The organism is Aeromonas sp. 600886, from assembly GCF_049174935.1.
GTDB lineage: Bacteria > Pseudomonadota > Gammaproteobacteria > Enterobacterales > Aeromonadaceae > Aeromonas > Aeromonas veronii_A.
Window position 1 is genome coordinate 154249 of record NZ_JAAKUB010000003.1, and the last position, 22262, is coordinate 176510.

Sequence of the window (22262 nt, forward strand, 5' to 3'; positions counted from 1 at the left end):
AGATGCGGGATTGCGCCGCATCGGGAGCTGTGATGTCTGCAACATGTGATGCCAAGGCCGTGCCTGCCATCGGCTTTTTTGAACGTTATCTGACCGCCTGGGTCGCCCTCTGCATTCTGGTGGGGATTGGTCTCGGGCAGGGGTTGCCGGATCTCTTCAAGGCGATCGGCGCCATGGAGGTGGCCAAGGTCAACCTGCCGGTGGGGCTGCTGATCTGGGTGATGATCATCCCCATGCTGCTCAAGATCGATTTTGGCGCCCTGCATCAGGTGAAGGGGCACATGAAGGGCATTGGGGTCACCCTCTTTATCAACTGGCTGGTCAAGCCCTTCTCCATGGCCTTCCTCGGTTGGCTCTTTATCCGCGTGCTGTTTGCCGACTGGTTGCCGGCTGATCAGCTCGACAGTTACGTAGCGGGCCTGATCCTGCTGGCGGCGGCTCCCTGCACCGCCATGGTGTTTGTCTGGAGTCGCCTCACCAATGGCGATCCCTACTTCACCCTGTCGCAGGTGGCGGTGAACGACCTCATCATGGTGTTTGCCTTCGCCCCGCTAGTGGCGCTGCTGCTCGGGGTCTCCAGCATCATAGTGCCGTGGGATACCCTGCTTACCTCTGTGGTGCTCTATATCGTCATCCCGGTGATCATCGCCCAACTGCTGCGCAAGGCTTTGCTGAAAAAGGGTGAGGCCCATTTTGACGGCGTTATGACCCGCATCCAGCCCTGGTCGGTGGCGGCCCTGCTGCTCACTCTGGTGCTGCTGTTTGCCTTTCAGGGCAACGCCATCATCGAGCAGCCGCTGGTTATCGCCCTGTTGGCGGTGCCCATTCTGATCCAGGTGCTTTTCAACTCCGGGCTGGCTTACTGGCTCAACCGCAAGGTGGGGGAGAAGCACTCGGTTGCCTGTCCTTCCGCCCTGATCGGCGCCTCCAACTTCTTCGAACTGGCGGTGGCTGCCGCCATCAGCCTGTTCGGCTTTCACTCCGGCGCGGCGCTCGCCACCGTGGTCGGGGTGCTGATCGAGGTGCCGGTCATGCTGCTGGTGGTGCGGGTGGTTAACGCCAGCAAACCCTGGTACGAAGCGGGGCTAAGCCGTTAACTGATGGCAGCTAACAGATGGCCGCGAACTGATGCTATCCATTTTCTATTCACTTGATTAATGAGAGACACGCAAATGAGTGCAATCACCATCTATCACAACCCGGAATGTGGTACCTCCCGCAATACCCTGGAGCTGATCCGCAACAGCGGCGTGGAGCCCACTGTCATCCACTATCTGGAGACGCCCCCCTCCCGTGACCAGCTGGTGGCGCTGATCGCCGCCATGGCCATGCCGGTGCGCGATCTGCTGCGCAAGAACGTGCCACCCTACGAGGCGCTCGGTCTGGCGGAAGATCGTTTCAGCGATGATGAACTGATCGATGCCATGCTGGCCCACCCCATCCTCATCAACCGTCCCATCGTCGTCACGCCTCTTGGCACCAAACTGTGCCGCCCGTCGGAAGTGGTGCTCGATATATTGCCCGATCAGCAAAAAGGGGCCTTCGCCAAGGAGGATGGCGAGCAGGTGGTGGACGCGAGTGGCAAGCGCCTCAAGTAATCATCTGAGTACTCAAGTACGGATTGAAACAGGGCCAGCGTCACGCTGGCCCTGTTTCGTTGTGTGAACAAGTTGAAAAAGTTACCCCGGCCAATCGTTTTACCGCTTTTTCTGTGACGATGATCACTGTACCATCGCCGCCCGACCTGCCACCCGGCCGCATCTCCCCCTGCGACGGCGCTGGCGTCACCCGATACATGCTGTCACCCGGAACGTGAATGACCCCAGGATGGGACCCGCCACTAACCTGTAGGTTTGTGGTCTGCGTGTCGCGTGGGTCGGCACCTCTCCCGCCGGATCTCCCGCGACGCCTGTCTGCAGACTTGCCATATGAAACTCCTCTCTTCATAGGTGCAAGATGACACTGTTATTGAGTCTGGTCGGTATGCTGGCCCTGATGTTTATCGCCTGGCTGGCGAGTGAAAACCGCCGAGCCATCCGCTGGCGAACCGTGCTGGGTGCACTCGCCCTTCAAACCGGTTTTGCTGCCCTGGTGCTCTATTTCCCCCCCGGACAAATCATGCTCGGTGCCATGAGCAATGGCGTCTCCGCCCTGCTCGGCTTCGCCGACAGCGGCATCCGTTTCGTGTTTGGCGATCTCGCCAGCAACGGCTTTATCTTCGCCGTGCGGGTGCTGCCGCTGGTGATCTTTATCAGCGCGCTGATCGCTGTGCTCTACCACTTCGGCATCATGCAGTGGGTGATCCGGGTATTGGGCGGCGCCATCCATCGCCTGCTCGGCACCAGCCGCGCCGAATCTCTGGTGGCCACCGGCAATATCTTCCTGTCGCAAGGGGAGTCGCCGCTGCTTATTCGTCCCTTCCTCGCCGGTATGACCCGCTCCGAGCTCTTTGCGGTGATGACCTGCGGCATGGCATCGGTAGCGGGCTCGGTGCTGGGCGGTTACGCCGGTCTGGGTGTGGATCTGAAATATCTGATTGCCGCCTCCTTTATGGCGGCGCCGGGTGGCCTGCTGATGGCCAAACTGCTGGTGCCGGAGCAGCAACAGGTGAGCGATCAGACCGAGATCACCCTCGACAAGAGCGACTACAGCAACGCCATCGACGCGCTGGCGGGCGGCGCTATGGGCGGCATGAAGATTGCCGTGGCCATCGGTACCATCCTGCTCGCCTTCGTCAGCGTCATCACCATGATCAACGCCGGTCTCACCACCGTCGGCGAGTGGTTCGGCTGGGCCGATCTCTCCCTGCAGCAGCTGCTGGGTTATCTGTTTGCCCCTGTGGCCTGGCTGATTGGTGTGCCTGCCAGCGAGATGATGGCGGCAGGCTCCCTGATTGGTCAGAAGGTGATCATGAACGAGTTTGTCGCCTATCTGGACTTTGCCAATATCAAGGCGGATCTGAGCGCCCATACCCAGATCATCATCACCTTCGCGCTGTGCGGTTTCGCCAATCTGGGCTCCATTGCGGTGCAGCTTGGCTCCATCGGCACCATGGCGCCGGAGCGCCGTCACGATGTGGCCAGTATGGGCTTCAAGGCGGTGTTGGCGGCGACCTTGGCCAACCTGATGAGCGCCACCCTGGCCGGGATCTTTGTCTCGCTGGCCTGATAGTGTGATGCAATAGCCGGTTAGTCTGCGGCAGAAACGAAGACCCCCCTCTTGCCGCTTGGCAAGAGGGGGTCTTTTTATTGGTTTCGCCGGTTGGGCAACTGCGCTGCCTGCCCATTGAAAATGTTGGTAGCACTGCTTAACGCCATTTCGGCGCTGTGCCAGATAATCCGGTTCGGCGAGGAGCGCGGCTCCAGTATGGGACTACGCCAAACCGGGTCATTTTATCACCGTGTGTTTCGGTGGACGTGGGCCTCGTTGTGTTTCGCGTAACGGGGCGGCAGCTGCTGCTACAGTGTGTCACCGTGCAGAATGAATAGTTTTTTAGATTGAATGTTGCATATTCAATCGATTATTTAGTTGGGCGTTTGGGGGACGTGTGGTGTCTGAATAGGGGAGCAGGTTGGCCAATGCGCCGTCAGCCAGTCTTTAAGCGGTCATACAAAGGAGACACTCTGATGGAAACACTTGACCTTAACATCGACACCATGCGCGAAGAGTTCCAGCTTCAGGAACGCAAAAAAGCCCAAGAGAAGTGGCAAGCCCGAGTCGATGAGCTGCAACAGTTGCGGGGTGGGGAGAGACAACCGGAGGAGCAGGAAGAGTAGTGCTCGTTCCCGGGCGAAAGTTGAGGTAGCGAACGCTTTGTATCGGCTACCCGTGATCTGCCACCGATAAAAAAACCACCGACCTTTTGCAGGTAGGTGGTTTTTTTATGGATTGCGGTCGATTGGATGGCCTGACTTCCGGGCCGATCAATGGGAGCAAATCCAGGGGCGTAGGGATGCGACTAATTCGAATGGGTGACGGGCTCTTCGGAGAGCAACTCGTTGACGAGTCCAACGGCTAGATGAATATTCGACTCCATCTTGTCGCCATCCACCGCGTTCGCTTTCCACGATTCGGGGGCTTCGGAGTGTGGCCCGGAAACGGCCACCTTGCCTTTCCCGTATGAGCTGATCAGCGCGGCAATATGCTGGTTTTGAAAATGGGCGATGACCTTGACCTGCTCTGGGCTTGGCACCGGCGTAAATTGCGGGCCGGCCTGGTAATACATCTGGCGCTCTTCACCAAGCCAGCTGATCGGGAAGATCCTGGCGCTAAAGTCGCCGTCATAATCATCGGATGTGGCAGGAACAAGGCCCAGCGCCGGTACAAAGCCCTCTTCTTCAGACCAGCCGGTGGATGCCACAAAGGCACCCCCACAGATCCCGAGGTAGCGACCACCGCTTAGCAAATAGGCTTTTAACGCCGAACGAGCGTCCGCAGTGAAGGCGTTGAGGAGCGGCTCAACATCGTCCTCTGTGCCGCCAACGATAAACACCCTGGCATTATCGAGCTCTGCAGGCAGCGCCTCGAGATTGGAGAGATACCTCACTGGCAAGCCCACCTGCTTGACCACATCCGCAATCGCCTTGGTGCTATCCCCATCAGAAACCGGCCCGTTATAGATCAGCGCGTACTGCTCTTGCTGCGGCTGCGCAGAAGCGGCCTCTGCCATGCATCCTGTCATTAACCAAAGGCTGATAACGCTCGCAATCAGCCTGATGCTTATTAATACATTCATCGCTGCCACTGTCCCTGTGATGTGAACCGAGGAGACTACTTATCACGATCCCATTCTGCATGTCAGCCGCGGTTAAATGAACATTTCAAGTTCACGCGCCAACGCTGATTGGATCTGCGTTTAGCAAACAACGATCGAGCCAATGCGCAGGGTCCAAACGGCAGAAGCTCGGTCCCGGCTTAGCGTGTAACAGCCGTTTTCATCACTTTCTGAGTGACGCCTCTTTTGGCTGATGGATAAGGATTCGAGGGAGGAATCAAGCAACATAAGAGGGTGCACTTCACCTTCACTTCACCGAGCGGGGGTAGGGTAGGCTCACGTTTTCAGTTGGAGCTTTATCCTATGCCCACCATAGTTACCCACGCATCCGTACCTCTCTGCCTTGGGCTCGGGCTTGGCAGCCGGATTATCCCGCCGCGCCTGCTGCTGGCTGGGGTTGCCATCGCCATGCTGCCCGATGCCGATGTGCTCGCCTTTAAGCTGGGGGTTGCCTACGGCCATGTCTTTGGCCACCGCGGCTTTACCCACTCATTGCTGTTCGCTTTTGCCCTGCCCACTCTGGCCATGCTGTTTCACCGCCAATTTCGGGCCAGCGCCGCCACCGTCTGGTCGTTTCTGCTGGTCTCGCTACTCTCCCACAGCATGCTCGATTCCCTCACCACCGGCGGCAAGGGGGTTGGCTTGCTCTGGCCGTGGCGTGACGAGCGTTTCTTCACCCCCTTGCAGGTGATCCGGGTCGCCCCCTTCAAGCTGGAGGCCTATTTCACCGCCCGAGGTGAGGCGGTGGTCCTCTCCGAGCTCTACTGGGTCTGGCTGCCGGGGGCTGTATTGATGCTGACTTTGACGGGGTGGAGGGTGTGGGGAAGGGGGCGGTAGGTGTGGGATTGAGAATATCTGCTGGATATATCGTGGCTGAGCAAAAAATCAAAACTTGGACACCCATCTCTTGAGTTCTAGCTAGGCTATATCTTGCTCAGAAAGGTAAGTGTCCCAGATTTGTTTCCATGTCAGGGGGAACCGGTAATGCGGGCTGTGTATCGATAGGCTGGCCTGCCAGATGCGGAATCGATAATGCTTTCTCGTTCCACGTTTAACACTGCTTCCGCAACCCTCTGGGAGGGTAGGTTGGTTACATCGACGACCGCTTCTATATACAGAGCCTCAATACCATTTCTTTTTGCCTGATATATCTGGTCATTGATGACATCTCGAAAAATTTCCTTTGCACGACCCTGGTTTCGTCCATCTGCTGGAACTGCGTAACCCACTGACACACAGGGGAATCCCTCTACCTCCCCATTCATGACGCAAGAAAGGAAAGCCATTACCGCGCGGCGGTCCTTGCTCAGACGCACATAAGTAAGCCGCCGCACTCCCGGCGCTGGAACATCAAAGTGGCTGAACAGGTCTTGATGATTTTTTACCGGACCCAGCTCTAATATTCCCGCACGCAGACCTTGCTGAAATGAAACCATGCCGTCATGGGGATCAGTCATTGATGTGCTCATATCAGTACCTTCTTAGAATTTTTGCTGTGTTGAAGATCCTCCGCGATATGCGGCTGTGAGTGTTATTTTCCTTGTATTCAAAACTTGGACACCTATCTCTTTGGCCATAGTGATGCAACACCTTGCTCAGAAAGGTGGGTGTCCTGAGTTCCTACTGCTTTTATTTCCTTATGCGCCTAATGCCGCCGCAAGGGCACGAAAGCCAGAGCGAAGCAGCGGTTTTTGTGCCCCTCTGGCTGGGCTTGTTAACTGTTTACTCTCGATCTTCCAGCAAATTCATTAGGTTATCTTCGATGCCGTTTCTTTCAGAGACTATATCCCCAAAACTCATACCATCTAGATAATCAGCCATTTTGATACGTATATCTTCTTTCTCAATTAGACTACTAAAAAAGCGGTCAGCTCCTGCCCCTTGATACATTAGCTCTTTGTAATCTTTCAATCTGATAGATGGCTCACCTTCTACATAAAAATAATATGCAAGAAGACCAATAGCTTCATGGAATGCCACATTACCTTCCATATCCCCTGAAGACGCTACTTTTTGATAGCTAGACGCAAATTTTAAAGGGCTATCGCCATCAATTTCTGGGTATGACTTAAACATTGAAATTGGCCACACAATGGCTTTTCCCATGTTGTATGGATAACCTCGGTAACTATGCTCTCCAAATAGCCACATGAAGATGCTAAACACAAAAGCTATAGCTAAATACCCACCGATAAGTCCTTGCTTCATAAATTTCCCTCTTTTTCTTATTACAGTTAACGTTAGAAATCAGCGGCACCGGTATGGCGTCCGCTGGATTGATTTTCTCGGCACTTATTCTGCGAGCCCAGCAACAATTGCGGTAATGATGGAATGTCTGGCCCCGATGGTGCTTTCCGTATACACTCCATCGCGTATGTTGGGCTAAAAATCGTAGGTTTGAGCTGAACGAAGTGAAGCCCAACGTTTACCGCGAATATATCTGTAAATCTGTTTTACCGACCTACCACATCCTTGTTTATCCCGATCTGGTTGGCGCAATAATGCTCGCCTGTTGGGCTTCGCTACAGCTGCGCCAATCTACAAAAACCACGCTACCGCCCCAGAGTTACATCCCCCAGTTCGCTGCTGTTAACCTGCGAGATAGCAACAATCGCAGCCATGGTGCGCTCCCGAGAGAGGGGTTGTCGTTTGGCTATCTTAAGGGCGAGGGGAGAGGGTTGAGAAGCATTTTTTTGTGGGAATCTGTGTTGGATCAATAAATTAGTCATTGAGGCGTGGGTTGAGAGAGCAACTCATTTGGCAGGGAATGCAAAGCCGCCCTCACCCCAGCCCTCTCCCGGAGGGAGAGGGGGCAATACGCCCAGATCCGCAAGCGGGGACAAGCGACAAAAAGAAAGGGAGCCGGTCAGGCTCCCTTTGATGTGGTGATGCAGCGATACACCTATGAGTAAGGCTGATATGCAGCCGGATCACTACGGATAATGGCATTTGACCCATGCCGCCACTTATCGATTGGTCGCAGCCTTCATCCCTTCCACAAACTCTTTCAGACGAGTGAGCATATGTTCCGGGTTATGGTGGTGGGTCTCGATGATCTTCACCACGGCGGAGCCGGAGATGGCACCGGCGGCGCCAGCGGCAATGGCTTCACGCACCTGAGCCGGTTCGCTGATGCCAAAGCCGAGCAGGGCAGGGGGAGCATTGAACTCGCGCAGGGTATTGATCAGTCCTTCCACCGGCATACCGGCCTTGGTCTCGGCACCGGTGACGCCGGCGCGGCTCACCAGATAGGTGTAACCATTGCCGAGCTCCGCCACCTGTTTCAGGGTCTCGGCGTCGCCATTGGGCGGGGCGATAAAGATGCTGTCGATACCGAACTTGTCGGCGGCCGCCTTGTAGGGGGCGCACATCTGCACCGGCACGTCGGCGACCAGCACCGAGTCCACGCCCGCCTGCTGGCACTTCTCGTAGAAGCCGTCAATTTTGCGCACATAGACCAGATTGGCGTAGACCAGCAGGCCAATGGGCAGCTGCGGGTACTTGGCGCGGATGCGGCCAAGCAGCTCGAAGCAGTCGTCCGGGGTGGTGTGGCTGGCAAAAGCGCGCAGGGCGGCGCCCTGAATGGTGGGGCCGTCCGCTACCGGATCGGAGAAGGGAATGCCGAGCTCGAGGGCATCGGCGCCCCCTTCGACCAGCGCATCGACGATGGCCAGCGACAATTCGGGGGTGGGGTCACCCAGCATCACGAACGGCACAAAGGCGCCCTGATTGGCCGCGTCCAGACGGGAGAAGAGTTGTGCGTAACGGTTCATGACAAGGTTCCTTCTTTCTCAAAAATGTCAGCGACGGTGAAGATATCTTTGTCGCCACGGCCGGAGAGGTTGACGATGAGCACCTGCTCTTTTTCCGGTTCACTGCGGGCCATCTTGAGGGCGTGGGCCAGTGCGTGGGAGGACTCCAGCGCGGGTATGATGCCTTCGGATTTGGCCAGCTCCTGGAAGGCGTCCAGCGCCTCCTTGTCGGTCACCGAGGGGTACTCGGCGCGGCCGATGGCGGCCAGGTGGGCGTGCTGCGGGCCGACGGAGGGGAAATCCAGCCCTGCCGAGACAGAGTAGGACTCCTGAATCTGGCCCTGATTGTCCTGCATCAGGTAGGAGTGCATGCCAAAGAAGACCCCCTTGCTGCCGTGACCCAGCGGCGCGCCGTGCTCGCCGCTCTCGATGCCGTGACCACCGGGTTCGACCCCGATAAGGCGCACGGAAGGCTCATCGATAAAGTCGGCAAACATGCCGATGGCATTCGAGCCGCCGCCGACGCAGGCGATCACCGCATCCGGCAGGCGCTCCTCCTTCTCGAAGCACTGGGCCTTGGCCTCTTCCCCGATCATCTTCTGGAACTCCCGCACGATAGTGGGGAAGGGGTGCGGGCCAGCGGCGGTGCCGAGCAGGTAGTGGGCCGACTCGTAGTTGGCTGCCCAGTCGCGCAGCGCCTCGTTGCAGGCATCTTTCAGGGTGCTGGAGCCGGAGTGCACCGGGATAACGGTGGCGCCCATCAGCTTCATGCGAAAGACGTTGGGCTTCTGGCGCTCGCAATCCTTGGCACCCATATAGACCCGGCACTTGAGGCCGAGCAGGGCGCAGGCCAGTGCCGTGGCCACGCCGTGCTGACCGGCGCCGGTCTCGGCGATGATCTCGCTCTTGCCCATCCGCTTGGCCAGCAGCGCCTGACCCAGCACCTGGTTGGTCTTGTGGGCGCCGCCGTGCAGCAGGTCTTCACGCTTGAGATAGAGGCGGGTCTTGGTGCCCTTGGTCAGATTGCGGGTCAGGGTGAGCGGGGTCGGGCGACCGGCATACTCGGTCAGCAGGGACTGAAACTCGGCGATAAAGGCGGGATCATCCTTGGCATCGACGAAGGCTTTCTCCAGCTGGAGCAGGGCCGGGATGAGGATCTGGGGCACATACATACCGCCAAATTCACCGAAAAACGGGTTGAGCAGGGTCATGGCTTCTTCCTTGTATTAGCTAAATCGAAATATCAAAAAGGGTTGCGTTACAGGTTGCGCAGTGCGCCGAAGGCGGCTGCAATCTTGTGCGCATCCTTCTGGCCCGGGGCACTCTCCACCCCGGAGTTGAAATCAAGGCCGAGGCAGCCCACTTGCGCCGCCTGCAGGGCGTTGTCGGGATTAAGGCCCCCCGCCAGCATCAGCTTGCTCTTGTCGAGGGTGGCCAGCATGGCCCAGTCGAACGCCTGACCGGTGCCGCCGCTCTGGCTGCCGACTTTCGTATCCAGCAGCAGGCGATCCGCCGGGTAGTCGAGGGCGGGCAGCGGTTCGCCGTTCGTTATTCCTACGGCTTTCCAGATCTGGCAGCCTGTCGGCAGCAGTGGGCGCAGGGTCTCGATATAGGCGGCATCTTCATCGCCGTGCAGCTGCACCGCGGCGAGCCCCAGCGCATCTACCGTCTTGGCAATGGTGGCGGGCTGGGCGTTGCGAAATACCCCGACGTAGGAGAGCGGCGCACCCGCCATCACGGCGCGGGCGGCGGGGATGTCCACATAGCGCGGGCTTTTGGCCACAAAGATAAGACCGCCAAATACCGTGCCCGCCTGATGGGCGGCGGCGGCATCTTCGGCACGGGTCAGGCCACACACCTTGTTCTGGCCCAGCACCAGCTTGCGCACCGCCGCTTCCAGATCCGGCTCGGCCATCAATGACGAGCCCACCAGAAAGCCCTTGGCGTAGTGGCGCAGATCCGCTACCTGGGCGCGATGGTTGATGCCGGACTCGCTGATCACCACCCGATCGCTCGGAATATCTTTGGCCAGCTGTTTGGTGCGGTTGAGATCGACGCTCAAGTCGCGCAGATCCCGGTTGTTGATGCCAATCACCGGCGCCCCCAGCGCGATGGCGCGGGTCAGCTCCTCTTCGTTACTCACTTCGGTGAGCACGCCCAGACCCAGCTCCTTGGCGACCGCGAACAGGGCACGATAGCCCTCGTCGGTGAGCACGGAGAGCATCAGCAGGATGGCGTCTGCCTGATAGTGGCGGGCCAGATAGACCTGATAGGGGTCAATCATGAAATCCTTGCAGAGCACCGGCTGCGATACGCGGCTGCGCACCCGCGGCAAAAAGGCGAAATCCCCCTGAAAGAACTTCTCGTCGGTCAGCACCGAGATGGCGGTGGCGTATTTGCCATAGATGTCGGCGATGGCCTCCGGGCTGAAGTCATCGCGGATCAAGCCCTTGGAGGGGGAGGCCTTCTTGCACTCCAGAATAAAGCGGGTGGAGCCCGCCTTGAGCGCCCCGACGAAATCCCGATCGCTTGGGGTCAGCTCGCTCTGGAAGCTATCCAGCGGTTGAGCCAGCTTGCGGGCGGCGACCCACTCCTGTTTGGCCGCCACGATCTTGCCGAGAATGGTCTGGCTGATGGAGGCCATGTTCAGAAATGCATGGGGGGCAATACGGTCTGACATCTCGTTATCCTTGCGAAACTGGCTCTTGCCCTGCGGGCGTTCTGAATGACTGTTGTGCAACGTGGTGGCTGACATCATGCCTCCTGATGACCCGCGTCCTGATGGCTCAAAGTGGCGAGCCGAGCGGCGAGATCCGCAGCCTTGCCACTCGCCAGCACCGCCAGTACCTCGGCCGCCGCGCTCTTGAGATCGGTAGCCTTGCCCGCCATCAGCAGCAGCGGCGCCACATTGGCGGCGATGGCGGCGTTGTGGGCCGGGGTGCCACGCCCTTCCAGAATGGCGGCGGTGATGGCGCGGTTCTCTTCAGGCTCACCACCCTGAATGGCGCTGACCGGATAGGTCTCCAGGCCAAAGTCAGCCGGGGTGATCATAAATTCGCGGATCTCGCCGTCACGGATCTGGGCCACTTGGGTCGGGCCGTGGATGGCAATCTCATCCAGCCCGGCACCGTGCACCACCATACCGGTTTTCAGCCCCAGTGCCAGCAGGGTTTCTGCGATGGGGCGCACCAGCTCGGGGGCATAGACCCCCATCAGCTGATAGGTAGGGCGAGCGGGGTTGATAAGCGGCCCCAGCACGTTGAACAGGGTGCGGGTTTTGAGGGCCTGTCGCACCGGCATGGCGTGGCGCACGCCGGCGTGATACTGGGGGGCGAACAGGAAGCAGATGCCGAGCTCGTCCAGACAGCGGCGCGCCTGCGCCGGGCTCATGTCGAGCTTGATGCCCATCTTGTCGAGCAGATCGCTCGAACCCGACTTGCTCGAGACCGAGCGGTTGCCATGCTTGGCCACTTTCAGGCCGCAGGCGGCGGCGACCAGCGCCGAGGTGGTGGAGACGTTGATGGTGTTGAGGCCATCGCCACCGGTGCCGACGATGTCGCAGAACTCGTAATCCGGACGCGGGAAGTCGCGCGCTTCTGCCAAAAGCGCCTCGGCGGCGCCGGCGATCTCCTCCGGGGTCTCTCCCTTGATCTTGAGGGCTGTCAGCAGGCTTGCGAGCACGATGGGGTCCACTTCGCCACGAACCACCTGGCCGAAGGCGTCGCGGGTACTTTCACGGCTCAGAGACTGACCCTGATAGAGGGTGTTGAGATGATGATGCATGTTGGTCTCCTTACCGCGCGCCGCGTGTCGAAAAAATGCTTTCTGGACGAGTGATATGGGCGAGCGCCTGAGTCAGCAGACGGGCCCCTTCCGAGGTCATGATGGATTCCGGGTGGAACTGGAAACCCAGTACCCGCTCATCCTGCTGCTCGATGGCCATGGGCATCCCCTGATAGTGGGCAATCACCGTCAGCTCTTCCGGTACATAGGTGGCGACCAGCGAGTGGTAACGGGCTACCGGCAGCGGGCTCGGCAGACCGGCGAAGGCGCCGTGGCCGTTGTGCTCAATCAGCGAACGCTTGCCGTGGACGATTTCGCCTGCTGCGCCGACGGTGCCGCCGTAGGCTTCGCACAGGGCCTGATGACCGAGGCAGATACCGAGGATGGGTACCTGACCACGGGCCAGCTTGATGAGGTCTATGAGACAACCCGCTTCGTGGGGGGCGCCCGGGCCCGGCGAGAGCACCAGTACGGCGTCCCCTTCACAGGCGGCGATTTCGCTCATGATGCGGCTGGCCGGCAGGCTGTTGCGGTAGATCCGCACCGGATAGCCGAGGGATCGGAACTGGTCAACGAGGTTGTAGGTAAATGAATCGAAGTTATCGAGCAGGAAGATATTAGTCATGGCTCACGTCCTTATGTTGCTCCTGCTGGGCACTCAGAGCTTGCAGGGAGGTGCCATGGCTGGCAGCGATGGCGGCCAGCACGGCGGCCGCCTTGGCGCGGGTTTCGTCCGCTTCTGCTTGCGGCTTGGAGTCATAGACCACCCCGGCACCGGCCTGCACATGGGCCACGCCATCTTTCACGAAAGCCGAGCGAATGACGATGCAGGTATCCATCTCGCCAGCGCCGTTGATGTAGCCGACGGCGCCGCCGTAGCTGCCGCGGCGCTTGCCTTCCACCATGCGAATAAGCTCGCTGGCGCGGATCTTCGGTGCGCCGGTGAGGGTGCCCATGTTCATGCAGGCCTGATAGGCGTGCAGGGCGTCAAGATCGGAGCGCAGTGTGCCGACCACCTTGGAGACCAGGTGCATCACGTGGCTGTAGCGATCCACTTTCAGCAGCTCCTTGACGTAGCGGGTGCCGGGCTCCGAGATGCGGGCTATGTCGTTGCGGCCCAGATCCACCAGCATCAGGTGCTCGGCCACCTCTTTCTCGTCCTGACGCAACTCCAGCTCGATGCGGCCGTCGAGATCCCGGTTGATGCTGCCATCGGGGTTGAAGCCACGGCGGCGGGTACCGGCGATGGGGTACATCTCCACATCGCGGCTGGCGGCGCAGAATTTCACCGCGCTCTCCGGCGAGGCGCCAAAGAGGGTGAAGCCCTCATCCTGCACGTAGAACATGTAGGGGCTGGGATTGGTCTGTTTGAGGCGGCGATAGGCGGCCAGGGGGCTCGGGCAGGGCAGGGAGAAGCAGCGGGACGGCACCACCTGAAAGATGTCGCCACGGCGGATAAAGCCCTTGAGCTTCTCTACCTCGGCGCAGAACTGCTTGTCGCTCTTGTCCACGCTCATGCCACCGGTCAGGGGCTGGGTGGTCAGCTCGGCGCAGAGGGGTTGCTGGCAAATCTGTTTGAAGTCGGTGAGCCGTTCGGTCAGGCGGGTGTATCTGTCTTCCACCTGGCTTTCGTCGCTGTCGCCGCCAAAGATGCAGGCCAGCAGTTGAGTGGTGCGTTCGATATGGTCGATGGTGATCAGGGTCTCGGCCACGTAGAAGCAGTAGTCGGGGCAGTCATTGCTCCCCTGTGGCACTTCGGGCAGATCTTCAAAAGAGGCGATGAGGTCGTAGGCGAAGCTGCCCGCCATAAAGAGCGCTTCTTTGCCGAGCTGGCAATCAAGCTCCCGCTGCAGGGTGCGCAGCACGTCCAGCACGCTGCACCCCTTGAGGCGGGAATCTTCGTCTTGCTCCCGATCGGAGGCAGGGAAGTCGAGTTGCAGCTCGCCATCGACCAGCGAGCGGGCAACCACCGCAGGCAGCCGCTCGGCCAGCAGGCTCTGCAACTGAGCGCCGTTGTCGTTCAGGCTGCGCACCCGCACGGTGCGACCACGGCACTCGATGCGCAGGCAGGCATCGACCAGCAGCAGGCTCTGTTTACCCGCCTTGGAGTCGATCTCCACCGATTCCAGCAGCAGGTTGTTGGGGCGGCCCTGACAGAGGCGGGTATAGAGCGCCAGCGGATCGGCCACATAGGGGGCGTTGAGTTTGAGGGTATCGAATTCACCCAGAGGAAGGCGATGTGTGGCTGTCATAGTGCGTTCCCTTGCGTGTGATGCGTGTTACCGATGTTCATGACGTTGAATTCCTTAGAAATTTAATTGGTCTGGGGTGGCTGGCTCAGGGGCGCCATCGCCAGGTCAGCTTGCTTGTCTGAATTCTCGGTTTCATCACAGGTCCATTTGCCGGATAATAAAAAAGCCCGCTGGGGTCAGCGGGCTTTTTCTTTGGGTTCTTAATTTGCTGTCAGATTACAGGTACAGCAACGACCACACGCCCGCATGTCAGGGAGTGTGCCACCACCAGATGGTCAGGATGGAAGTCGTTTGCATGATAAAGTCCTGTAAAAAGATGTTTGCAATGAAGTGCCTACAGAAGACGATAAAGCCGCGGCCAAGTCAAGTCGCTTTTTAGCCTTCTTTCACCGATTTGCCATGAATGGTGACCTGACCACGAGAGCGGAATAACCTGATGAGATTCGATCTTCACTGCCATACCACTGCCTCCGACGGGGTGCTGAGCCCCGCCGAACTGGTGCGTCGCGCTGCCGAAAAACAGGTCGAGGTGTTAGCAGTTACTGACCACGATACCCTCGCTGGGCTTGATGAGGTGCGCCGCACCATCGAAGCCGAGCAACTGCCGCTGCGATTGGTGAGCGGGGTCGAGATCTCCACCGGCTGGGAGCATCACGAAATTCATATCGTGGCGCTGGGGGTGGATGAAAACAATCCGCAGCTGACCGACTTTCTGGCCGGTCAGTTGGCCCGCCGTCAGGCGCGCGCGCTGGAAATCGGGCGTCGTCTGGAGAAGTGCCTCATCCCCGGCACCTATGAAGAGGCCAAGGCGCTCGCCGGTGATGCTGCCGTGACCCGCGCCCACTTTGCCAGGGTGCTGGTGGCGCGTGGGGTGGCCGACAACATGCAGAAGGTATTCAAAAAGTACCTGAGCCGTGGCAATAAAGGGTATGCCCCGGCCGAGTGGCCCGAGATGAGCGAAGCCATCGCTGCCATTCACGCCGCTGGCGGGCTGGCGGTGCTGGCCCACCCCAGCCGTTACGATCTCACCGCCAAGTGGATCAAGCGGCTGCTGGTGGCCTTCAAGGCGGCCGGTGGCGATGCCATGGAGGTCTCATTGCCCCAGCAGAGTCCGCAGGAGCGGGCCAATCTGGGCCAGTGGGCCAAGGATCACGACCTCTATATCTCGGTGGGATCGGATTTTCACTTCCCCTCCAACTGGACCGAGCTGGGCCGCCACCTCTGGCTGCCCAAAGAGGGGATGCCCATCTGGTTGGCCTATCCAAATCACTTTGGGCTCACCACCGAGCAACAAGCCGAGCTGCTGGCAAGCCGGTAACGGCGCCAGCGAAGCGGCCACAAACAGGTTCAAACAGGTTAAGGTAGTGTCATGGGTCTTTGACCCGTGACCATACGAGCGGGCAGGTATTGCTGCCCCCATTGCGAGAACAAGCTATGAGTCAGCATTTTTACGTACATCCGGAAAACCCCCAGGCCCGTCTGATCGGTCAGGCGGTACAGATCATCCAGAACGGCGGTGTGATCGTCTATCCGACCGACTCCGGTTATGCGCTGGGTTGCCAGATGGGTGACAAGGGCGCGCTGGAGCGCATCTGCCGCATCCGTCGTCTCGACGCTAACCACGACTTCACTCTGGTGTGTCGCGATCTCTCCGAGATCTCCACCTACGCCAAGGTCGACAACAGCGCGTTTCGCCTGATCAAGAACAACACCCCGGGCGCCTACACCTTCATCTTCAAGGCGACCAAAGAGGTGCCGCGCCGCCTGATGAACGAGAAGAAGAAGAGCATTGGCATCCGGGTGCCGGACAACAAGATTGCTCAGGCGCTCTTGGAAGCACTCGGCGAGCCGCTGCTCTCCACCACATTGATCCTGCCGGACTCCGAGATGGCCGAGTTCGACCCGGAAGAGATCTTCGACAAGCTGGGCAAGCAGATCGATCTGGTGGTCAACGGCGGCTATCTGGGCGAGCAGCCCACCACAGTGGTCGATTTCTCTGACGACGAGCCGGTATTGCGTCGTCGCGGCGCCGGAGACCCGACCCCGTTTGAGTGATGTCGCTGAACCGGTGACAGTCCCTTCCGCCGAGACGGGGACTGGCGCCGCGCTACCCATCGCGAAAGTCCTGGGGCAGCCCTATCACGAGCTGCCTCAGGACCTGTTCATCCCGCCCGATGCGCTGGAGGTGTTCCTCGATACCTTCGAGGGGCCGCTCGATCTGTTGCTCTACCTCATCCGGCGTCAGCAGCTCGATATCCTCAACCTGCCGATCCTGCAGATCACCGCCCAGTACATGGAGTACGTGGAGCTGATGCAGGGGCTCAACCTTGAACTGGCGGCGGAGTATCTGCTGATGGCGGCCTGGCTGGCGGAGATCAAATCCCGCCTGCTGCTGCCCAAGGCACCGGAGCTGGAGGACGAAGAGGAGGGGGAAGACCCTCGGGTGACCCTTATTCGCCGCCTGCAGGAGTACGAGCGCTACAAGGTAGGGGCGGAGAGGGTCAATGAGCTGCCACGGGTGGAGCGGGAGATTTATATCGCAGCCGCCTTGCCCCCCGATTTTGGTGCCCTCAAGCCACTTGCGCCCGATGTTTCGCTGGTTGAGCTCGCCCTTTACATGCAAAGTGTGGTAAAACGCGCGACTCATTTCGAACATCACCAGATCCGCCGCGAACAGATCCCGACCCGGGTGCGCATGGCGGAGATCCTTGCCATGCTCACGCTGGGGCAGACCCTGCGCCTTGAGCAGGTGCTGCGTGCCGAAGAGGGGCGCATGGGGGTACTGGTGACGTTTCTGGCCCTGCTGGAGCTGTGCAAGGAGCAACTGATCTGGATCCTGCAGGCAGAACCGCTGGGACCAATCCATTTCGCATTGGCCGAGCAGAGCGAGGAGGGCAACCGTGGCGCTGCCCACTGAACGACTCAAGACCCTGATCGAAGCGGCGCTGTTTGTGGCCGGTCGCCCGCTCAATGTCAGCGAACTGAAAAGCAGCGTGCTGGCCGATTATCCGGTGACCAGTCGCTATGTTCAGCTGCTGTTGGCCGAGATCAGGCAAGATTACAGCTCGCGAGGCGTCGAGCTCAAAGAGGTCGCCTCCGGCTGGCGCTTTCAGGCGCGTCAGGAGTATGCCGAAGAGCTCTCGCGGCTCTGGAGCGAGCGGGCGCCGCGCTATTCCCGCGCCGTGATGGAGACGCTGACCCTGATCGCCTATCGCCAACCCATCACCCGGGCAGAGATCGAAGCGATCCGCGGAGTGGCGGTGTCGAGCCAGATAGTGAATACCCTGAAAGAGCGTGGCTGGGTGCGCAGCATCGGCCACAAAGAGGTGGCGGGTCGCCCCGAGCTGCTCGCCACCACCAGAGAGTTTCTGGATTACTTTAATCTGCAGAGTCTGGAGCAGCTCCCCGAGCTGGATCCGGAGCTGCAACCCCTGTTGCCCTCTGCGGTGGACGGGGAGAGCGATGCCCGGTGAATGGCGCCCAAGTGTGCCAATGTCACCGAGATATACATTTTTCAACTGTGGCGAGTGCTCCAACCGGCGTTTGTTACAGTTAACCCCGTTGCCCCTTTTACCAGTGGGCAGCGATCAACAATCAGGTAACCCCGATGAGTGAAAAACTGCAAAAAGTGTTGGCCCGCGCGGGTCACGGCTCCCGTCGTGAGATGGAGGCCCTGATCACCGCAGGTCGGGTCAGTGTGGATGGCAAGGTCGCCACACTGGGGGATCGCGTCGAAGTGAACGCCGTGATCCGGGTGGATGGTCACCAGGTCAAGACCCGTGCCGCAGAGGAAGTGATCTGCCGCGTACTGGCTTACCACAAGCCGGAAGGGGAGATGTGTACCCGTCACGATCCGGAAGGTCGTCCCACCGTGTTTGATCGTCTGCCCAAGATGGAAGGTGCCCGCTGGATCGCGGTCGGCCGCCTTGACGTCAACACCTCCGGTCTGCTGCTGTTCACCACCGACGGTGAACTGGCCAACCGCCTGATGCACCCGAGCCACGAAGTGGAGCGGGAATACGCGGTCCGTGTCTTTGGCGAGATCACTGAAGCCATGTTGCAGCGTCTGCGCAAGGGCGTGCAGCTGGAAGATGGCACCGCCAAGTTCAACAAGATCAAACCGGCTGGCGGTGAGGGCCTGAACCAGTGGTTCAACGTTACCCTGACCGAAGGTCGCAACCGTGAAGTGCGCCGCCTGTGGGAATCCCAGGAAGTGCAGGTCAGCCGCCTGATGCGTATCCGCTACGGCGACGTCAAGCTGGACCGCGGCATCCCGCGCGGCGGCTGGCAAGAGCTGAAACTGCCGGAAGTGAACTACCTGCGCGGTCTGGTCAACCTGCCGCCGGAGACCGAATCCAAGGTCGACCTGCAGCAGGATGGCAAAACCAGCCGTCACAAGCAGGCAGCCCAGATCCGTCGCGCCGTGCAGCGTCACAAAGAGATGCAGGGCAAAGAGCCGCGCGCTCGCGCCACCACCGCCCGTCGCAAGCCGCAAGCCTCTACCCGCAACTCCGGTACCGGCAGCAAGTAAGCTGACAACCCGTTGCGTACTGCACGCTGTTCAAGTGCGCAGTCGGCCAAGCAAAGGCCCGCACCAGATGGTGCGGGCCTTTTTTGTCAGCGCGTTGCCTGGCGGCAATATTATTGGACCTGTGCCACTGCTTCACGAGTGAGTCGGCCGATCTCTTCCCACTGTTTCTCTGCGATCAGTTTCTTGTCGACCATCCAGGAACCACCACACGCAATGACCCGCGGGATCGCCAGATATTCATTGATATTGTGAGTCGAGATCCCACCCGTGGGCATCAGCGTGATCTGGGTATAAGGTGCCAGCAGCGCCTTGATCATCGCGCTACCACCTGATGCTTCGGCCGGGAAGAACTTCAGCGTCGTCAGCCCCATCTCCAGCGCCGCTTCAATGGTGCTGGGGTTATTGACCCCTGGGATGATCGGGATGTTCAGCTCCTGACAGGCCTTGACGGTGTTCGGGTTAAAGCCGGGGGAGACGATAAAGGTGGCACCCGCCTCTTTGGCTGCGATCACCTGCTCGCGGTTGAGCACGGTGCCTGCGCCAATCAGCATCTCTGGATATGCCTTGCGCAGCAAACGGATAGCTTCGACAGCCGCGGCGGAGCGGAAGGTGATCTCGGCAACCGGCAGCCCGTTATTGGCCAAGGCTGCCCCCAGTGGAATGATATCTTCAGCCTGCTCGATGGCGATCACCGGGATCACTTTCAGCGCCTGCAGTTGTTCAGTAATGGATGACATTCAGTTGACCTCGTTTAGTGTGATGCTGGTTTGATGAAGCTGTCGGTGACACTGCGGGTGGCACTTTCCGCAATAATTGCCCCCTTGTGCTGGATGACGATCCCCGCCAGTCGGTGGCCCATGCGGGCACACTCGTCGATCGCCCGTCCTTGCAGGTAGCCAGCCAGAAAACCGGCATTGAAGGAGTCACCGGCCGAGGTGGTATCCACCACCTTGCTGACCGCTTGGGTAGGGATAGTGATGGCAGGTTCCCCGGTTTGCAGGGCCTGGTAACAGCAGCCAGCCGCCCCCTGTTTGACCACCGCCTGCTGCACCCCGGCCGCCGTGAGGCGCTGCAGGGTCCGGGTCACATCCTCGTCCCCCCACAGGGCCTGCTCATCGTCGTCGGTGACCAGAGCCAGCGTAGTGATGGCCAGCAGTTGCTGGTAACAGGCCCGGGCGTCGGCCGGACTCTGCCACAAGGCGGGGCGATAGTTGCTGTCAAAGATGATCGCTACGCCCGCCTGGTGCAGCTCAGCCAGCCACAGCAGCAGCGCCTGCCGATCTGCCGCGGGCAGGATCGCCAGCGAAATGCCGCTGAGATAGAGCGCATCCACGTCGCTGACGGCCTGCTTGAGCCGTGGCAACTGCGGGTGCTGCATCAGGTAACGGGCAGCTGAATCGTTGCGCCAGTAGAGAAAGGTGCGCTCGCCGTGCTCATCAAGCTGGATAAGATAGAGGCCGGGATGGCGCTGTTGGTCGATGAGCACCGCGCTGGTGTCGATCCCGGCCTGTTGCCAGCGCACGATGATTTGCTGGCTGAGAGGATCCTGGCCCATGGCGGTCAGATAACTCACCTGGATATCGGTGGGTTGGGAGGCTCGCGCGAGATAGATGGCGGTATTGAGGGTATCGCCCCCGAATGATTGCTGCATGTCGCCAAAAGGCGTGCCATTGAGCTCAATCATGCACTCCCCGAGCAGGGCAATCCGTTTCATCCCCGGGCTCCTGGCAGCTGAAAGTAGCGGGTTGCATTGTGATAGCAAATATCCTGGATCATTTTCCCGGACAGCTGTAGGTCATTGGGGATTTCGCCCTGCTCAATCCAGCGCCCCACCATGTCGCACAAAATGCGGCGGAAATATTCGTGGCGAGTGTAGGAGAGGAAGCTGCGGGAGTCGGTCAACATGCCGACAAACTGGCTGAGCAGACCGAGTTGAGAGAGCTGCTCCAGCTGGCGCTGCATGCCATCTTTCTGATCGTTGAACCACCAGCCTGAGCCGAACTGGATCTTGCCTGCAATGCCTCCCCCCTGGAAGTTGCCCGCCATGGTTGCCAGCACCTCGTTATCACGAGGGTTAAGGCAATAGAGGATGGTCTTGGGCAGCTCATCGGTTTGATCCATCTCATCCAGCAGATGAGCAAGCTCCCAGGCAAACGGCTTGTCTCCGATAGAATCAAAGCCACAGTCTGCGCCAAGCAGAGTGAACATGCGGCTGTTGTTATTGCGTTGAGCGCCCAGATGCAACTGCATCACCCAGCCTCGCTTGGCGTATTGACGGCCGAGCCATACCTGAACGGCAGTGGAGAAGGCTGCAATCTGCGATTCGTCCAGCACCTCTCCGGCCAGTCGGCGCTGGAGCAGTTGAGTCAGGGTCGCATCGGAGGGAACTGGTGCATAACGCACCACTTCGATACCGTGATCCGCTGCCCGGCAACCATGTCGGGCGAAGTGTTCAAGGCGCCGTTCCAGCGCAGTCAGCAAGTCGGCAAAGGTAGTAATGTCGACATCGGCGGCGGCACCCAATGTCCCAATGTAGTCAGCAAAACCGGCTTGCTCGATCTTGAATACCTTGTCGGGGCGCCAGCTGGGGAGCACCTCGATAGCAAAACCGGGGTCCTCGGCAATCTGGCGATGATAGATAAGTGAATCCACCGGATCATCTGTGGTACCGACCATGCGGACATTCATCTGCTGCATCAACCCGCGGGCGGAGAAGGCCGGGGTGGCGAGCAGTTCGTTGCAGTGATCCCATACCTTGTCGGCGGTGTTTGGCGCCAGGGTGATACCCTCCAGACCGAAGGGGCGGCGCAGTTCTAGATGGGTCCAGTGATAGAGAGGGTTACCCAGCGTTTGCGGGACTGTCTGTGCCCACGCATTGAACTTGTCACGACTGCTGCTGTTTTTGCCGGTGATCAGAGCCTCCGGGATACCGGCGCTGCGCATGGCTCGCCATTTGTAATGGTCCCCCTCCAGCCAGATCTGGCCCAGATCATCGAATCGGCGATCTTCCGCTATCTCTTGTGGATTGAGATGGCAGTGGTAGTCATAGATAGGCATATCAGCGGCATAGTCATGGTAGAGATGACGTGCCGCATCGCTGTTCAACAGAAAATCCTTACACAGGAAAGACTTCATATTCATTTCTCCCTTGGTCCTGTCATTGCCAGATA

General features: G+C 59.4%; 22 protein-coding genes. 10 read left to right on the plus strand and 12 right to left on the minus strand.

The features are described from left to right. Positions 1 to 32: 32 nt before the first annotated feature. From arsB to G5179_RS03835, 4 genes are all read left to right on the plus strand, one after another. The gene (arsB, locus tag G5179_RS03820; protein ID WP_005338173.1) at positions 33 to 1097 is read left to right on the plus strand and encodes an ACR3 family arsenite efflux transporter; all 1065 of its coding nucleotides are present in this window, start codon (positions 33 to 35) and stop codon (positions 1095 to 1097) included. Positions 1098 to 1172: 75 nt separating this feature from the next. After that, complete coding sequence (gene arsC, locus G5179_RS03825) at positions 1173 to 1598, plus strand: glutaredoxin-dependent arsenate reductase (protein WP_005338171.1); 426 nt, start codon at positions 1173 to 1175, stop codon at positions 1596 to 1598. Positions 1599 to 1956: 358 nt separating this feature from the next. After that, on the plus strand, positions 1957 to 3168 hold the full coding sequence (locus G5179_RS03830; protein ID WP_421254961.1) for a NupC/NupG family nucleoside CNT transporter: 1212 nt from the start codon (positions 1957 to 1959) through the stop codon (positions 3166 to 3168). Between the two features lie 458 nt (positions 3169 to 3626). Then, positions 3627 to 3776: a hypothetical protein gene (locus G5179_RS03835; protein WP_005347375.1), complete on the plus strand. Its 150-nt coding sequence runs from the start codon at positions 3627 to 3629 to the stop codon at positions 3774 to 3776. A gap of 182 nt (positions 3777 to 3958) precedes the next feature. Here G5179_RS03835 and G5179_RS03840 read toward each other — a convergent pair whose 3' ends face one another. Then, the gene (locus G5179_RS03840) at positions 3959 to 4735 is read right to left on the minus strand and encodes a BPL-N domain-containing protein (protein ID WP_421257896.1); all 777 of its coding nucleotides are present in this window, start codon (positions 4733 to 4735) and stop codon (positions 3959 to 3961) included. 342 nt (positions 4736 to 5077) lie between these two features. Here G5179_RS03840 and G5179_RS03845 point away from each other — a divergent pair, with 342 nt between their 5' ends. Then, the gene (locus G5179_RS03845) at positions 5078 to 5611 is read left to right on the plus strand and encodes a metal-dependent hydrolase (RefSeq protein WP_421257897.1); all 534 of its coding nucleotides are present in this window, start codon (positions 5078 to 5080) and stop codon (positions 5609 to 5611) included. 131 nt (positions 5612 to 5742) lie between these two features. Here the strand turns inward: G5179_RS03845 and G5179_RS03850 are convergent, their stop codons facing one another. The 8 genes from G5179_RS03850 to G5179_RS03885 all read right to left on the minus strand — a co-directional run bounded on the left by G5179_RS03850 (position 5743) and on the right by G5179_RS03885 (position 14561). Then, positions 5743 to 6243, minus strand: coding sequence for a hypothetical protein (locus tag G5179_RS03850; RefSeq protein WP_421257898.1), 501 nt, complete (start codon positions 6241 to 6243; stop codon positions 5743 to 5745). A gap of 253 nt (positions 6244 to 6496) precedes the next feature. Further along, positions 6497 to 6982, minus strand: coding sequence for a hypothetical protein (locus tag G5179_RS03855; protein ID WP_054544457.1), 486 nt, complete (start codon positions 6980 to 6982; stop codon positions 6497 to 6499). Positions 6983 to 7740: 758 nt separating this feature from the next. Continuing rightward, positions 7741 to 8547 carry a tryptophan synthase subunit alpha gene (trpA, locus tag G5179_RS03860; RefSeq protein ID WP_139732537.1) on the minus strand — a complete coding sequence of 269 codons (807 nt, stop codon included), beginning with the start codon at positions 8545 to 8547 and terminating at the stop codon, positions 7741 to 7743. Further along, positions 8544 to 9737 (minus strand): tryptophan synthase subunit beta, encoded by a 1194-nt coding sequence (gene trpB, locus G5179_RS03865; protein ID WP_005347359.1) that lies wholly within the window; start codon positions 9735 to 9737, stop codon positions 8544 to 8546. The genes trpA and trpB overlap by 4 nt, the downstream gene beginning before the upstream one ends. 47 nt (positions 9738 to 9784) lie before the next feature. Beyond that, positions 9785 to 11281 carry a bifunctional indole-3-glycerol-phosphate synthase TrpC/phosphoribosylanthranilate isomerase TrpF gene (gene trpCF / locus G5179_RS03870; RefSeq protein ID WP_421257932.1) on the minus strand — a complete coding sequence of 499 codons (1497 nt, stop codon included), beginning with the start codon at positions 11279 to 11281 and terminating at the stop codon, positions 9785 to 9787. Next, on the minus strand, positions 11281 to 12309 hold the full coding sequence (gene trpD / locus G5179_RS03875) for an anthranilate phosphoribosyltransferase (protein WP_193859864.1): 1029 nt from the start codon (positions 12307 to 12309) through the stop codon (positions 11281 to 11283). Before trpD ends, trpCF begins: the two co-directional genes overlap by 1 nt. A 10-nt stretch (positions 12310 to 12319) precedes the next feature. Further along, positions 12320 to 12934, minus strand: a complete 615-nt coding sequence (locus G5179_RS03880; protein ID WP_100646427.1) for an aminodeoxychorismate/anthranilate synthase component II — start codon at positions 12932 to 12934, stop codon at positions 12320 to 12322. After that, positions 12927 to 14561, minus strand: a complete 1635-nt coding sequence (locus tag G5179_RS03885) for an anthranilate synthase component 1 (RefSeq protein ID WP_421205380.1) — start codon at positions 14559 to 14561, stop codon at positions 12927 to 12929. The genes G5179_RS03880 and G5179_RS03885 overlap by 8 nt, the downstream gene beginning before the upstream one ends. A 436-nt stretch (positions 14562 to 14997) precedes the next feature. Between G5179_RS03885 and rnm the strand changes: the two genes are divergently transcribed. The 5 genes from rnm to rluB all read left to right on the plus strand — a co-directional run bounded on the left by rnm (position 14998) and on the right by rluB (position 19092). Continuing rightward, the gene (rnm, locus tag G5179_RS03890) at positions 14998 to 15879 is read left to right on the plus strand and encodes an RNase RNM (protein WP_421257899.1); all 882 of its coding nucleotides are present in this window, start codon (positions 14998 to 15000) and stop codon (positions 15877 to 15879) included. Between the two features lie 116 nt (positions 15880 to 15995). Next, positions 15996 to 16616, plus strand: coding sequence for an L-threonylcarbamoyladenylate synthase (locus G5179_RS03895; RefSeq protein ID WP_005338129.1), 621 nt, complete (start codon positions 15996 to 15998; stop codon positions 16614 to 16616). Then, positions 16609 to 17478: a segregation and condensation protein A gene (locus G5179_RS03900; protein WP_160880718.1), complete on the plus strand. Its 870-nt coding sequence runs from the start codon at positions 16609 to 16611 to the stop codon at positions 17476 to 17478. The genes G5179_RS03895 and G5179_RS03900 overlap by 8 nt, the downstream gene beginning before the upstream one ends. Further along, positions 17462 to 18034 carry an SMC-Scp complex subunit ScpB gene (gene scpB / locus G5179_RS03905; RefSeq protein WP_005350230.1) on the plus strand — a complete coding sequence of 191 codons (573 nt, stop codon included), beginning with the start codon at positions 17462 to 17464 and terminating at the stop codon, positions 18032 to 18034. Before G5179_RS03900 ends, scpB begins: the two co-directional genes overlap by 17 nt. A 134-nt stretch (positions 18035 to 18168) precedes the next feature. Further along, positions 18169 to 19092, plus strand: a complete 924-nt coding sequence (gene rluB / locus G5179_RS03910; RefSeq protein ID WP_005347347.1) for a 23S rRNA pseudouridine(2605) synthase RluB — start codon at positions 18169 to 18171, stop codon at positions 19090 to 19092. A gap of 110 nt (positions 19093 to 19202) precedes the next feature. Here the strand turns inward: rluB and G5179_RS03915 are convergent, their stop codons facing one another. The 3 genes from G5179_RS03915 to uxaC are packed head-to-tail and all read right to left on the minus strand — an operon-like array spanning position 19203 to position 22227. Continuing rightward, complete coding sequence (locus G5179_RS03915; protein ID WP_005347342.1) at positions 19203 to 19829, minus strand: bifunctional 4-hydroxy-2-oxoglutarate aldolase/2-dehydro-3-deoxy-phosphogluconate aldolase; 627 nt, start codon at positions 19827 to 19829, stop codon at positions 19203 to 19205. A gap of 14 nt (positions 19830 to 19843) precedes the next feature. Then, the gene (locus tag G5179_RS03920) at positions 19844 to 20806 is read right to left on the minus strand and encodes a sugar kinase (RefSeq protein ID WP_421257900.1); all 963 of its coding nucleotides are present in this window, start codon (positions 20804 to 20806) and stop codon (positions 19844 to 19846) included. Further along, on the minus strand, positions 20803 to 22227 hold the full coding sequence (gene uxaC, locus G5179_RS03925) for a glucuronate isomerase (protein WP_216953202.1): 1425 nt from the start codon (positions 22225 to 22227) through the stop codon (positions 20803 to 20805). The genes G5179_RS03920 and uxaC overlap by 4 nt, the downstream gene beginning before the upstream one ends. Between the last annotated feature and the right edge of the window lie 35 nt (positions 22228 to 22262).